Raw genomic sequence first — 12675 nt, forward strand, 5'->3', positions numbered from 1 at the left:
CGTCGCGCGCGCCCCGTCAACTTTTCGCGGCAGCGTCGTTCAGCATCACGGTCCAGCCGAGCCCGCGCACGTTGCGTATCACCGATACGCCGAATTTCTTGCGTACGGAATGGATCAGCACGTCGACGGCGTTGCTTTCCACCTCTTTGCCCCAGCCGTACAGGCGGTCCTCGAGTTGCTCGCGGGAGAGAATCGTGCCGGGCCGCTCGAGGAACGCGAGCATCAACGCGAATTCGCGAGCCGACAACACTGACGTCACGCCGTTGCAACTCAGCGTGCGCTTGTCGAGGTCGAGGCTCAGCGTATCGTCGCCCAGACGCGAAACCGCATAGCCTGCCTTGCGCCGGATCACCGCACGGATTCTCGCGAGCAGTTCCGGCACCTGGAACGGCTTGAGCATGTAGTCGTCCGCGCCGAGATCGAGCCCTTGCACGCGCGCGTCGAGATCGTCGCGCGCCGTCAGGATCAGCACGGGGACCGGGTTGCCCTTCGAGCGGCAGGTTTTCAGCAGGTCGATGCCGCTCATGCCGGGCAAGCCGAGATCCAGCAGCACGACCGTATATTCGGCGGCCTCGATCGCCGCGCAGCCGGCCACGCCGTCGCGCACCCAATCGACGCTGTAATCCGCGTCCTTCAATGCTCGCAGCAGGCTTTGTCCGATCTGCAGGTCGTCTTCAATCAGTAGCACTCGCATGATTTCGTGTCACGGCGACAGAAACAGGGGTGTCGATCTGCGGCGCGAGGGCCATGAAAACCGGTCGGCGAACCGGTTTCGAGCCAGGCCGTAGCCCACCGGCGCGGGTGAATAGAGCAAAGCGAATGACCGCCGACGCCGGGTATCGGAATAATAGCCGACTCGCGACCGCTCAGGACAACGGAAATAGCGCACGTTGATTTCGTTGCGCGTACCACCAGATTGCGCGGCATTCGCAACCGTTCACGCTGCGCGGCGCGGCGCTCCGTGCAAAAAAAGGCCGACCGCAAGCGCGGTCGGCCGAATGATTCTGGCGTACACCGATCGCCGAGCCAGAATCAGAGGGGCCGGAGATGCGGATCAGCGGGAAGCGTGATGTATCGCAGGCCTGTCCTCGGGAGACGATTCGATAGTACGTGCGCAGAATGAGCTGCAAATGAGCACGACGGCTCGCGCGCTACGCGGCTAGTCGGAAAGCCTGAAGCCAATCGATGCGACGATTCCCGTTTTGCCGTCGTCGCGATTTCTCAGCGACGCGGAACCGCCGTACTTGGCGACGATCGCCTTCACGATCGAGAGGCCGAGGCCGCTGCCTTCGATTTCCGTATTCGCACGGAAAAAGCGGTCGAAGACGCGCGGCAACAGTTCTTCCGCGATGCCCGGGCCGGTGTCGATCACTTCAATCCAGACCATATTGCCGCGCACTTCCGTGCGCAAATCGACCTTGCCGCCATCCGGCGTATAGCGAATCGCGTTGCTGACGAGATTGCGCACGGCGATGCCGAGATCGGCCTCGATCGCCCGCACCTTCGCGCTTGCCATTTCTTCCGCGCCGATATCGATATCGCGCTTCATTGCGATCGGCAGCACCTCGGCGACCGCCGCGACGACAACTTCCGACACATCGACCTGCGTCACCGCTTCGCGCTGCAGCGACGCATCGGCCCGCGCAAGGCGCAGCAATTGCGCGATCATGCTGCCGCTGCGCGCGATGCCGCGGCGCAGCTCCTGAAAGCGCTCCTGATTGCCCGCCACGATATCGCGCTGCAAATTGTCGGCCTGCAGTTGCAGCGCGGTCAGCGGGGTGCGCAGCTCGTGCGCCGCATCGGAAATGAACTTGCGTTCGGTTTCGATCGAACGCGCGAGGCGTTCGATCATGCGGTTGATCGAATCGATAAACGGGCGCAGTTCGATCGGCACGCCGGCAGTCGGCAGCGCTTGCAGATGCGCGGCGTCGACCGCCTGCACTTCCGAACCGAGCCGGTTCAACTGGCGAAACGAGAAGCGCACCACCAGCAGAACCGCCGCGCAGACGAGCGGCACCAGCACCAGAATCGGCCAGAGCGTGTTCACCGCGGCCTCCTCCGACAGTTCGTGGCGCACCGACGAGCGCTGCGCGACCTGAATGACCTTCGGCGCTTCGCGCAGCGTATAGATGCGCCACTGCTCACCGTTCACCATCGTCGAGCTGAAGCCGGGCGCCGCTTCGCGCGGCAGCGGCAACGACGGCTCGGTGGAGCGGTACGGCGTTTCGAGATCGTCACGCCAGATGGTGATGACGATGTCGCGAGCCGGCTGCGAGCCGCGCGCGGGGATGCTCGGAAGCGCGTCGCCGAGCGGGCCGCGCAGGCGGCTCGCAACCTGCTCGAGACGCAGATCGAGCAGCGCGTTCATGCCTGCTTTGGAAAGCTGATAGGAGCTGATGCCCTGCACGATGCCGACCACGCTGACGACCGCGCACAACGCAAGGACGAGTTGGGTTCTGAGGGATCTGATCATAAGCGGCGCGGCGACAGAATGACGTTGATGAAGACGCCCGAGTCCATCCGGAAGCCGAAGGCCGGATCCGGCCGGTCGCAAAGCGATGGAAGAAGCCTGTCGAAGAGGCCTTTTTTTGCGAGTCGATTCTACTCCACCGCTATAGCACGGCACGCCGCACAAGCGCGGCCTCGACCGCTGAAACGACAAGGGCGCGCAGCGTGTGCTGCGCGCCCTTGTTCAGGCTTGCGATGCGAATCGATCGCCGGCCGCATCGGGACGGCGACCACACGGCTTAGTGATGCAGATAGATCGAGTTCATGCCGACATCGTTGGCCGGATTGAACGCGGCGGCGCCGGACTTCGAGGTGCCGCTCACGACACCGCCATAACCGTCGGCCTTGGCCGGTTGCGTCGCATTCGTTTGCGCGGGCGCGGCAGCGGGCTGGCCTTGATCGGCGGCAGGCGCGTAGGTGATTTCCTCGATCTCCACGACTTGCACATAGTCGTTGGAATCGGCCGGCTGCTGGGCGGACTGAGATGCGGTTTGAGGTGCTTGCGGTGCGGACTGCGCAAAGCAGGCGACCGGCAACGCAAGAGCGGCGGCAACGGCAACAGCTTGGATCAGCGATTTCATGGTAATTCCCTCCAGGTGTTTTGATGGTGTGTGGTTCAGGCGTTGTGTCTTCCCACGGAAACCATCGTAGCTGGGGAGAATTAGCGAAAAATGAGTACGCTCCGGTTGCCCGATGCCGCCATGCGCGCGCGTACCGCGATGGCCTCAGCGAGCGCCGCTGAAAACAAAGACATCCGAACGATCGGGCCTCGGCAGCGCCACCAGCAGTTGCGATTCGTCGAGCACCGCGCTGCCCGATACCGTTGCGTTCGCATCGATACACGGCGCGCCGCCGTATGTCACCGACACGTCGTATGCGGTCAGGCCGCTACTGGGTGTCAGCGAGCCGCGAAACTCGCAGCCGTTTGCCGTCATGCCGGCAAGAAGCCCGCTTCCCGTCACCGTGACTTGCGCGCCGGAGGCGCCCTGCAGCGAACTCGCGGTGCCGCTGAACAGGCCCGCAACCGATGCAAGCGTCGGCGGTTCGCCCAATATCTGGGCCGGGTTTGCGCTGAAGGCCACGTTGTCCGCGCTGTCGCCCGGCACCGCGACAAAGCCGCTCACCGCCGGTGCGCGCGAAAAGTCGATGTCGACCTGGACCGGCGTCGCTTTACGCGGCTGAACGAGACGGTAACGGGTTGCCTGGCTGCTTTCGAACTTGCCGTCTTTTGATTGCCGCGCGTTGCGGACCACGACGACGTCATCGACCGCCGCACGTGCAGTCGAAGGCGATCGATAGAAGAGATACGCGCTGCCGTCGAGCTTCGTGAGCAGCGTCAGTTTCTGTTGTGTGGACAACGGGCCCGTATAGATGCCCGCCGAAGACTGCAATACCGGGGTGGCCTGCGACGCAGGCGGGAGCGGGCTGCTGCTGCATGCAACGAGAGAAGCGCACAGCGCGGCGCTGACGGCGATTGTTTTCATAGGGCTGTCTCCGGAATATCCGGAGTGTGCAGCGTTTTTTGCCGATTGTCGTCACGCGTGCCGGCCGGCCGCCACGCGTTAAGCGTGGAGACGGCCGGCCGGCGCGATGCTGATCCGGACAAGCGATCCGTTACGCATCAACGCCAGTAGCCGTATGCGTAGTAATGACGATGCCACCCGTACGGATACCCGTAGTAGCCGGCAACGACCGGCGGACCTACGTACACCGGCGGCGGTGGCGCGTAGTAGACAGGCGGAGGCGGCGGCGCATACACGGGCACGGGAACGACCGGCACGACGGGCATGACCGGCGCGATGCCGACCCCGACGAATACGTGCGCTTGCGCAACACCGATCATGCCGCCGGTCAGGGCGGCGGCGAGCAGCAGGTGGCGAATCCCTTTCATGTTGTTCTCCTCGAACATCGGTGCGGCCGTTTGGCTGCACCGGTTGATGGAGAACATTGTGGACGCTCACAATGAGCGAAGAATGAGGACGGCGCCAGCCTGTCGCGAGCGGCCGCCGCCCGGCCTCACCGTCGCACCGCGGTCCGTCGCGGCCTGGCCTGGCTACCCGAAATGCACCGACCCGATGAGGTCGGCCAGTCCGAGCCACGCGATCTGCACGCCGATGCACAACAGCACGAACGCGAGCAGCCGCATCGCGACCTGCACGCCGACCGCGCCGAGCAGTTTTTCGAGGTGCCCCGCGAATCGCACGCACACATAAATGCTCGCGCACAGAATGAGCAGCGCGATGCCGACGCCGATCCAGTGAACCGGCTGCAGCCCCGCTTTCGGCGAGCCCGTGCCCAACGCGATGGCCACCGAGATCGCGCCGGGGCCGACGGTGATCGGCAGCGTCAACGGGTAGAACGCTTTGGCGCGCAGCGATGCGCCGTGCTCGATGCGGGCCGGCGGCGCGTCCTGCCCGGCGTCGTCGTCGGTCGGCGCCTGCAGCAGGCCCCAGCCGGCTGCCGCGATCACGAGGCCGCCCGCAACACGCAACACCGGCACCGAGATGCCGAAGAACGACAGCACGTACGCGCCGATCGACAACGAACCGAGCAGGATAAAGAGACTGTTGAACGCAATCCGCGTGGCCAGTTCGGCGCGTTCCGCCTGCGTCGCATGCGGAACCATCGTCAACGTGATAAAGGCGGTCGCCGGCGGATTGATGATCGGGAACAGGCCCGTCACCAGCAGGAGAATGGTTTTGATCAGTTCGTTCAGCATGGGCCGGACGTCCATCGGTTTCGCGCGCGGGCTGCGCCTCGACCGCCTTTTTACCCGCCTCGCGCCGGTGTGGCAAGGTCAATGCGCGCCAGACGCCGCCCCGCCCGCGCCGCCCTTGCCCGGCTTCGTCATCCAGATGAGCGGAATAATGACGATGAAGATGACCGCCGACAGCCAGAAAATATCGTTCAGCCCCAACATCGCGGCCTGTGCATTCAACGACTGCTCGAAGAATGCCAGCGCCTGGCCGCTGCTGCCGCCGAGCGTCGTATGCACTGTGTCGATCGCGCCGGTAAAGGTCGGATTGTCGATGCTCGACTGCTCGACGAGCCGTGCGTGATGCAGGATCGTGCGATTATTCCAGCCGGTCGTCGCGAGCGACGTGCCCACGCCGCCCGCGAATACGCGCACGAAGTTCGACAGGCCGGCGGCCGCCGGTATCCGCTCGGGCGGCAGACCCGACAGGATGATCGCCGTCAGCGGTACGAAGAACAGCGCGGTCGGAACGCCTTGCAGCAGCGTCGGCAACACGAGCGTCCATGCGTCGACGCCGGTCGTGTAATTCGAGCGCATGAAGAATACGATCGCGTAGCCGACGAACGCCATGGTCGCCAGCACCCGTGCATCCGATTTCGGCATGATGCGCGCCATCACCGGCGCGAGCAGCACCGCGAAGATGCCGAGCGGCGCGGTCACCAGGCCCGCGTCGACCGAGCGGTAGTTCAGGTAGGCCTGGATCCATTGCGGCAGAATCACCAGGTTCGAAAAGAACACTGCATACGCGACCGAAATCGCGATCGTGCCGCCGCGGAAGTTCTGCGTCGCGAACAGCCGAAGGTCGACCACCGGGTTCTTTTCCGTCAATTCCCAGATCATGAAAAACAGAAAGCTGATCGCGGCGACGACAGCCAGCGCGCAGATCACCGGCGAATTGAACCAGTCGAGATCCTTGCCCTTGTCGAGCAGGATTTGCAGCGATGCGACCCATCCGATCAGCGCGAGCAGACCGACCTTATCGATCGGCAGGCGTCGCGCCGGCGTTTCGCGATCGCGGTAGATCATCCACGTCACACCGGCCGCGAACAGGCCGACCGGAATGTTGATATAGAAAATCCACGACCACGAATAGCTGTCGGTAATCCAGCCGCCGAGCGCCGGGCCGGCGATCGGACCGACCGTCGCCGTCATCGCCCAGAGCGCGAGCGCACTCGAGCTTTTTTCCTTCGGATACGACGCGAGCAGAATTGCCTGCGACAGCGGAATCAGCGGGCCCGCCACCGCACCCTGCAGCACGCGGGCCGCGAGCAGCACGACAAGATTGGGCGCAATGCCGCACAGCCACGACGACAGCACAAACAGCAGAATCGCGCCGACAAACAGCTTGATCTGGCCGACGCGCTGCGTGAGCCAACCGGTGAGCGGAATCGCCACCGCGTTTGCGGCGGAAAACAATGTGATCACCCATGTGCCTTCGTCGACCGACACGCCGAGGTTGCCGGAAATCGTCGGAATCGCGACGTTCGCAATCGACGAGTCGAGCACATTCATGAACGTCGCAAGGGCGACTGCCAGCGTCGCGAGCACCAGCTTTCCGCCGGAAAGCGGCGGCGGACCGGCGCGATTCGTCGAAGTGTTCATGTTCTCCGTTCCTTTGGTTTAGGGTCAGTTGACGGATACAATTTGACCCGTCAGATATAGGGGCTTAAAAAAAAGCGCGTCAGGTCGTTCGACTCGGTTCAACCGGCCGGTTGTGGCGGAACGCGCCGTGCAACGGTCTTTGCGGCGATGGCGCCGGCTTCTGCGCCCGCCGGACGGCTTTGTTTCGCAGCGACGGATGCCACCGCGCCCTGTTGCACTGTGTTCTGCGCGATGATTCGCGCGATTTCCGCATCGGCCTGCGCGCCGTACCCGGCGAATACATCGGTCCGATAGGTCGTGTTGAGCGCCGCGCCCAGTTGGCCGCCGGAATCGTCGTGCGTGTCGACGTCGACCTGCATCGACAGTCCGACGCGCAACGGGCGCGCGTCGAGTTCGCGCTGATCGAGCTGGATGCGCACCGGCAAGCGCTGCACAACCTTGATCCAGTTGCCGGTGGCGTTCTGCGCGGGCAGCACGGCGAACGCGGCGCCCGTCCCCGCCGAGAATCCGACCACGCGCCCGTGATACTTGACACCGCTGCCATAGACGTCCGCGCTCAGCGTCACCGGCTGGCCGATGCGCATACGCGACAACTGGCTTTCCTTGTAATTGGCATCGACCCACACGCCATCGAGCGGCACGATCGCCATCAACGGTGTGCCCGGCGCGACGCGCTGGCCAACCTGCACCGAGCGGCGCGCGACATAGCCGGTCACCGGCGCGGGCAGCGTGTTGCGCGCATACGCGAGGTACGCGTCGCGTACTTTCGAGGCGGCAGCCTGCACGTTCGGATGGTCCGCGACCGTGGTGCGATCGGTCAGCGCACGGTTGGCCTGGGCCTGCTGCCGCGCCGCATCGAGCGCGGCCTGCGCAGCGGCGACCGCATCGCGCGCATGTGCGACATCTTCGGCGGACACCGCGCCGGTATCCGCGACCGCCTGGCGGCGCCGCAAATCGCTGGTTGCACGCGCAAGGTCGGACTCGCGCTGCGCGACCGTCGCGTTGTAGTAGTCGTTGTTCACGTAGAGGCTGCTGACTTGCCGCACGGTTTGCGCGAGCGTCGCTTCCGCGTTGCCGAGCGCGACCTTCGCATCGGCCGCGTCGAGCGTAACGACCGGATCGCCTTGCTTGACGACCTGCGTGTCGTCGGCGTTGACCGCGATGACCGTGCCCGTTACTTGCGGCGTCAGTTGAACGAGATTGCCGCTCACATACGCATCGTCGGTGGACTCGTAAAAGCGTGCGTAGGTCTCGTAGTACGCGCCATAGGCGGCGCCCGCCACGACGACCGTTGCGCCGAGCAGCGCGAGCAGGGCCTTGCGCTTGCGCGCTTGCGGTTCCGGTTGAGATTTCTGCGGCGCCGCCGGGGCTGCACCGCTGGCTGGCGCGGATTTCGTCTGCGTCGGGGTATCCATTTCGCTCATTTCAATTCTCCAGGACTGGCTTGTTCTTGTGTTGCGTGTGCATGTGGCTGATGTGCCGCAATGTGCTTTAACGCGCCGCGATCGAAGCAGACGCGGCATCAGCGGTAGCGGCCGTGGCTGCGGTGGCCGCTGCGTCCGACGCGTCCGTATAGCCGCCGCCCAACGCGGCGGCGAGCGCGATCTGCTGGTCGCGCCGGTTCATCAGCAGGTTGGCGACGGCCTGGTCCGCGGACAACGCGTTCGTGTCCGCGTTGAGCACCGTCAGCTGGTTCGTCAGGCCGGCCTTGTATTGCGTCAGCGCCAGTTCGTCCGCACGGCGGGCAGCGCTTTGCGCGGTTTGCGCGTCAATCAGCTGCCCATCGGTTGAGCGGATATCCGCCAGTTGCGTCGCCACTTCGCTCAGCGCGGTCACGAGCGTCTGGTTGTAGGTTGCGACCGCATAGTCGAATTCCGCGTACCGCCCTTTTAGTTGCGCTCGCAACTCACCGGCGTCGAAGATCGGCAGGTGGATCGCCGGGCCTGCGGAAACGGTGCGGCTTGCCGCGGTCAGAAAGCGGCCGAAACCGAACGCGTCGAGACCGATTGCCGCGCTCAGGTTGATATCAGGGTAGAACTCGGCCTTCGCCGATTTCACCTCATGCGTCAGCGCATCGACACGCCAGCGTGCCGCGACGATATCCGGCCGGCGGCCCACCAGGTCTGCCGGCAAGTTGTCCGGCAGCCGCACTTCGTCGCCCACGCCGAGTTCAGGCCGTGCAATCGCGAGGCCGCGGTCCGGACCGGCGCCGAGCAACGCGGCAATCTGATAGCGCGTCGTAACGATGGAGCCGTCGATCGCCTTGAGCGCCGCGCGGCTTGTCGCGAGATTCGCCTGCGCGGTCTTGCGTTCGACTTCGGTATCGAGGCCTGTCGCAATCCGCCCTGCGGTCAGGCGATCGATCTGTTCACGCTGCGCGATTTCCTGCTGCGCGATATCGCGCAATACGTAGAGCCGCGCCAACTGGTTGTACGTGCGCGCGACGGCCGTCGTCAGCGTCAATTGAACGACTTGCGCATCGGCTTCGCTTGCCTGCAACTGCGACAGCGCAGCCCTGAGCGCCTCACGATTCTTGCCCCACAGGTCGAGTTCGTACGACGCGCTCAGCACGCCCTTGTTCTCCGACTGCCAGGTGCCCGCGACCGGCGGCGGCACGAGCGCCGTGCCCGAATACTGTTCGCGGGTGTACGAATAGCTCGCGTCCGCATGCGGCAGCGTCGCGGCCTTTGCTGTTTCGCTATACGCCGCTGCGGAAGCCACCCGAGCGCGCGCCTGGTCGATCGTCGGACTGCCGCGCAGCGCCTCGTCGATCAGCGCTTTGAGTTGCGCGTCGCCGAACTGATCCGCCCAGTCGGGCGCCGGCCAGCGGCCGCCTTGGGCCGGCACGCTCTGTTGCGTCGCATAGTGCTGCGGCTGGGCGATCTGCTGGTCGCTGTGAATGCCCGCATAGTTCACGCACGCGGACAAAACCGCCGCGCACATTACCGAGATGCCGGCTTTCAGTCCACGAACCGCATGACCCGTCGCTTTTGATTGACTGCTCATTTTCTGACCTATCAGATATATGGGTAAAAAAACGGCTCAGCCGCTGATCAGCTTGTTCAACAGACGGTGCAACTCGTCGAATTCCGCTTTCGAGAAGCTTCGCAGCCGTGCGTTGAGCACATGCGGCGCGACCTCCGTGATGCGCAGCGCCGCCTCGCGTCCCGCGGCGGTAAGCTGCAGATTGACGACCCTGCGGTCCACGGTATCGCGTGAGCGCACCAGCAAGCCGAGCGCTTCGAGCCGGTCGAGCATACGCGTCATCAGGCCGGTATCCATGCCGAGATAGCGCGCCAGTCCCGCCGGCCGGCTCTCCGTCCCGCGCAGCAGCGACATCAGGATGCCGATGTGCTGCGCCTTGATCTGCAACTCCTTCAGCGCCGCGTCCAGATCCCCAATCAGCACGTTGCGCGCCTTGTTGAGCACGAACCCGACGCTCTCGGCTTGACGATAGTTGTCTCGCGTATAGAAAGACATCTCTGACTCCTCATTCACTGCCGGAACAATAGCTGATGTGTCAGATATGTTCAACAGCCAATTTCCTGAACTGTGCTGTTCAGGATTTGAATCTAATGGGGAAAATGTGGTGTGTTAGACGCGCGGTCGCAAAGCCGCTCAGTCGGCTACGAACTTGCGCAGCAGACGGCGCAATTCTTCGACTTCGGTCTTCGTGAATTTCTTCAGACGTTCATTCAGCACGGCCGGTGCGATTTCGGGAAGCCGTGCCGCCACGGCCCGGCCGCTACCGGTCAACGTCAGATTGACGACGCGCCGGTCTTGCGCGTCGCGCGAGCGCACGATCAATCCTTTGGCTTCGAGCTTGTCGAGCATGCGGGTCATCAGGCCCGTGTCGGTGCCAAGCGTCTTCGACAGCTCGAACGGTGTACTCGCGGTTTGCTGCTTCAGCAACAGCAGAATGCCCATTTGCTGGCTCGAGATATCGACTTCCTTCAGCGCCGCATCCATTTCCATGATGATCAGGTTGCGCGCCTTGTTAATCGCAAAGCCGACGCTGTCCATCAGACTGAAATTCTCTTTCGTGTAGTGCCGCACGGGAATCTCCCTCCATGGACGAACGCCGGTCTGGCTGACAGATCAGATACTACCAAATCGGTTCCTGCCACACGAGGCGCGCCGGCGACGCGGCCGCCACAGCGGGAATACCTGCGTCCGCTACTTCAACCCGAGCCGCTTCGCGAGCCGGTTCAGATTTGCCCGGTCCATGCCGAGCGCGCGCGCGACCGCCGCCCAATTGTTGTCGTGCCGCTCCAGCGCCTCGGACACGAGCGAGCGCTCGAACGCGATGACCGAACTGCGAAAGTCTTCGGATGCTTGCGCGCCGTCCTTGCCGTCCGGTTCACCCGGTTCGGCTGCGCGTGACGCCGCGACCATGGCGGGCGCGGTCGAAATGCCGAGGTCGAGCGCGGTCAGCGTCAGGATGCGCGGCCGCTCGCGGTGCCGCGACAGCGCCTTGAACGCGCTGCGGCCGATCATGTGCTCGAGCTCGCGCACATTGCCCGGCCAGCGGTACGCGAGCAGCGCCGCCTGCGCATCGCTCGCGAGCCGGATGCTTAGCAGCCCGAGACGAGCACGATTCTCTTCGAGGAAAAAGCCGGCCAGCAGCAACACGTCGCGTGCGCGCTCGCGCAACGGCGGCACACGCAGCGGGTAGACACTCAACCGGTGATACAGGTCCGCGCGAAACCGGCCGGCGCGCACTTCTTCGGCGAGATCGCGGTTGGTTGCCGCGATCAGCCGCACATCGACCTTGTGCTCGCTGTCGGATCCGATGCGCTGCAGTTGCCCGTTTTGCAGCACGCGAAGCAGTTTCGCCTGCACAGCGAGCGGCAACTCGCCGACTTCGTCGAGCAGCAGCGTACCGCCGTCGGCAAGCTCGAACTTGCCGCGCCGGTCCGACGATGCACCGGAAAACGCGCCGCGCACATGGCCAAACAGTTCGCTTTCAACGAGCGTATCGGGCAGCGCCGCGCAGTTCAGGCTGATCAGCGCCTTGTAAGCGCGCGGCGAACCCGCGTGTATCGCATTGGCCACGAGTTCTTTACCGACGCCCGTCTCGCCGGTGATCAGCACTGTCAGATCACTGTTAGCGACCGTGCGGATTTCGTCGAGCAATTGCTGATGTGCGGCACTGCTACCGATCATCTCGCGGCTTCTCGGTCCGCTCGCCTGGCGGTAGGCTTCGGCTCGCTGGCGTTCCTCTTCGGTATTGCGCGCGAGCGTATCGATGCGCTCGGCCACACTGACTGTGGCAGCAGCAAGACTCAGGAATGCTTGCAGAAGGTGCATGTCGAGACGATCGAAGCGCGCCGGGTCGAGTGCGTCGAGTGTCAGCAAGCCCCACGGGCGCCCGTTGATATAGAGCGGACAGCCGAGGCAATCGTGCACTTCCAGGTCGCCGCTCACGCCTTGCACGAGACCGTCGTACGGATCCGGCAAGCCTGAATCGGCAGGAAAGCGGGTGGGATCGCGCCGCGCGAGCAGCGCGACGAAACGCGGATGGTCGCTGATGCGAAAGCGCCGGCCCAGCGTGTCGCTGCTGAGCCCGTCGATGGCGAGCGGCACCAGCATGTCGCCTTCGAGCCGCAAGAGCGCGGCGGCGTCGCCGGGAAAGAGTTCGCGCAACGTAGTCAGCAAACGCCGATAGCGCTCGCCGTCGGACAGGTCACGGGACAGGTCCTGGACTAGCGGGATCAACGCATCGAGCACGTGCGACGCAGTCATTCCGACTTCGTCAGCAGTCGATTTGACTCGTGTCATATCAACTTCTTTTATTCGTAAAGCACTGA

Annotated in this window: 12 protein-coding genes; all 12 read right to left on the reverse strand. The window is 64.2% G+C overall.

What is annotated here, in order from left to right; translation table 11 throughout:
- Positions 1-16 precede the first annotated feature (16 nt).
- Positions 17-694, reverse strand: coding sequence for a response regulator transcription factor (locus HV675_RS01665; protein ID WP_175109014.1), 678 nt, complete (start codon positions 692-694; stop codon positions 17-19).
- 465 nt (positions 695-1159) lie between these two features.
- Positions 1160-2473, reverse strand: coding sequence for an ATP-binding protein (locus HV675_RS01670; protein WP_175109015.1), 1314 nt, complete (start codon positions 2471-2473; stop codon positions 1160-1162).
- A gap of 274 nt (positions 2474-2747) precedes the next feature.
- A complete protein-coding gene (locus HV675_RS01675) occupies positions 2748-3089 on the reverse strand; it encodes a hypothetical protein (protein WP_175109016.1) in 342 nt (113 codons plus the stop codon).
- Positions 3090-3233: 144 nt separating this feature from the next.
- Entirely contained in the window at positions 3234-3992 is a 759-nt protein-coding gene (locus tag HV675_RS01680) for a hypothetical protein (RefSeq protein ID WP_175109017.1), read from the reverse strand.
- Positions 3993-4129: 137 nt separating this feature from the next.
- Positions 4130-4399 carry a hypothetical protein gene (locus HV675_RS01685; RefSeq protein ID WP_175109018.1) on the reverse strand — a complete coding sequence of 90 codons (270 nt, stop codon included), beginning with the start codon at positions 4397-4399 and terminating at the stop codon, positions 4130-4132.
- A gap of 162 nt (positions 4400-4561) precedes the next feature.
- The gene (locus tag HV675_RS01690; RefSeq protein ID WP_175109019.1) at positions 4562-5227 is read right to left on the reverse strand and encodes a MarC family protein; all 666 of its coding nucleotides are present in this window, start codon (positions 5225-5227) and stop codon (positions 4562-4564) included.
- Positions 5228-5305: 78 nt separating this feature from the next.
- The gene (locus tag HV675_RS01695) at positions 5306-6865 is read right to left on the reverse strand and encodes a DHA2 family efflux MFS transporter permease subunit (RefSeq protein ID WP_175109020.1); all 1560 of its coding nucleotides are present in this window, start codon (positions 6863-6865) and stop codon (positions 5306-5308) included.
- A 98-nt stretch (positions 6866-6963) separates the two neighbouring features.
- Positions 6964-8289, reverse strand: coding sequence for an HlyD/EmrA/EmrK family protein (locus HV675_RS01700; RefSeq protein ID WP_175109021.1), 1326 nt, complete (start codon positions 8287-8289; stop codon positions 6964-6966).
- A 67-nt stretch (positions 8290-8356) separates the two neighbouring features.
- Positions 8357-9871 carry an efflux transporter outer membrane subunit gene (locus HV675_RS01705; RefSeq protein ID WP_175109022.1) on the reverse strand — a complete coding sequence of 505 codons (1515 nt, stop codon included), beginning with the start codon at positions 9869-9871 and terminating at the stop codon, positions 8357-8359.
- A gap of 36 nt (positions 9872-9907) precedes the next feature.
- Entirely contained in the window at positions 9908-10345 is a 438-nt protein-coding gene (locus HV675_RS01710; protein ID WP_175109023.1) for a MarR family winged helix-turn-helix transcriptional regulator, read from the reverse strand.
- A gap of 138 nt (positions 10346-10483) precedes the next feature.
- Positions 10484-10921 (reverse strand): MarR family winged helix-turn-helix transcriptional regulator, encoded by a 438-nt coding sequence (locus HV675_RS01715; RefSeq protein ID WP_175109024.1) that lies wholly within the window; start codon positions 10919-10921, stop codon positions 10484-10486.
- Between the two features lie 120 nt (positions 10922-11041).
- The gene (gene norR / locus HV675_RS01720; RefSeq protein WP_246270054.1) at positions 11042-12610 is read right to left on the reverse strand and encodes a nitric oxide reductase transcriptional regulator NorR; all 1569 of its coding nucleotides are present in this window, start codon (positions 12608-12610) and stop codon (positions 11042-11044) included.
- Between the last annotated feature and the right edge of the window lie 65 nt (positions 12611-12675).

The sequence above is a fragment of the Paraburkholderia solisilvae genome, assembly GCF_902859875.1.
GTDB lineage: Bacteria > Pseudomonadota > Gammaproteobacteria > Burkholderiales > Burkholderiaceae > Paraburkholderia > Paraburkholderia solisilvae.

Coding starts and splice junctions, on each gene's coding strand:
- HV675_RS01665 (WP_175109014.1), bottom strand. CDS start 694: ATGCGAGTGCTACTGATTGAAGACGACCTGCAGATCGGACAAAGCCTG.
- HV675_RS01670 (WP_175109015.1), bottom strand. CDS start 2,473: ATGATCAGATCCCTCAGAACCCAACTCGTCCTTGCGTTGTGCGCGGTC.
- HV675_RS01675 (WP_175109016.1), bottom strand. CDS start 3,089: ATGAAATCGCTGATCCAAGCTGTTGCCGTTGCCGCCGCTCTTGCGTTG.
- HV675_RS01680 (WP_175109017.1), bottom strand. CDS start 3,992: ATGAAAACAATCGCCGTCAGCGCCGCGCTGTGCGCTTCTCTCGTTGCA.
- HV675_RS01685 (WP_175109018.1), bottom strand. CDS start 4,399: ATGAAAGGGATTCGCCACCTGCTGCTCGCCGCCGCCCTGACCGGCGGC.
- HV675_RS01690 (WP_175109019.1), bottom strand. CDS start 5,227: ATGCTGAACGAACTGATCAAAACCATTCTCCTGCTGGTGACGGGCCTG.
- HV675_RS01695 (WP_175109020.1), bottom strand. CDS start 6,865: ATGAACACTTCGACGAATCGCGCCGGTCCGCCGCCGCTTTCCGGCGGA.
- HV675_RS01700 (WP_175109021.1), bottom strand. CDS start 8,289: ATGAGCGAAATGGATACCCCGACGCAGACGAAATCCGCGCCAGCCAGC.
- HV675_RS01705 (WP_175109022.1), bottom strand. CDS start 9,871: ATGAGCAGTCAATCAAAAGCGACGGGTCATGCGGTTCGTGGACTGAAA.
- HV675_RS01710 (WP_175109023.1), bottom strand. CDS start 10,345: ATGTCTTTCTATACGCGAGACAACTATCGTCAAGCCGAGAGCGTCGGG.
- norR (WP_246270054.1), bottom strand. CDS start 12,610: ATGACTGCGTCGCACGTGCTCGATGCGTTGATCCCGCTAGTCCAGGAC.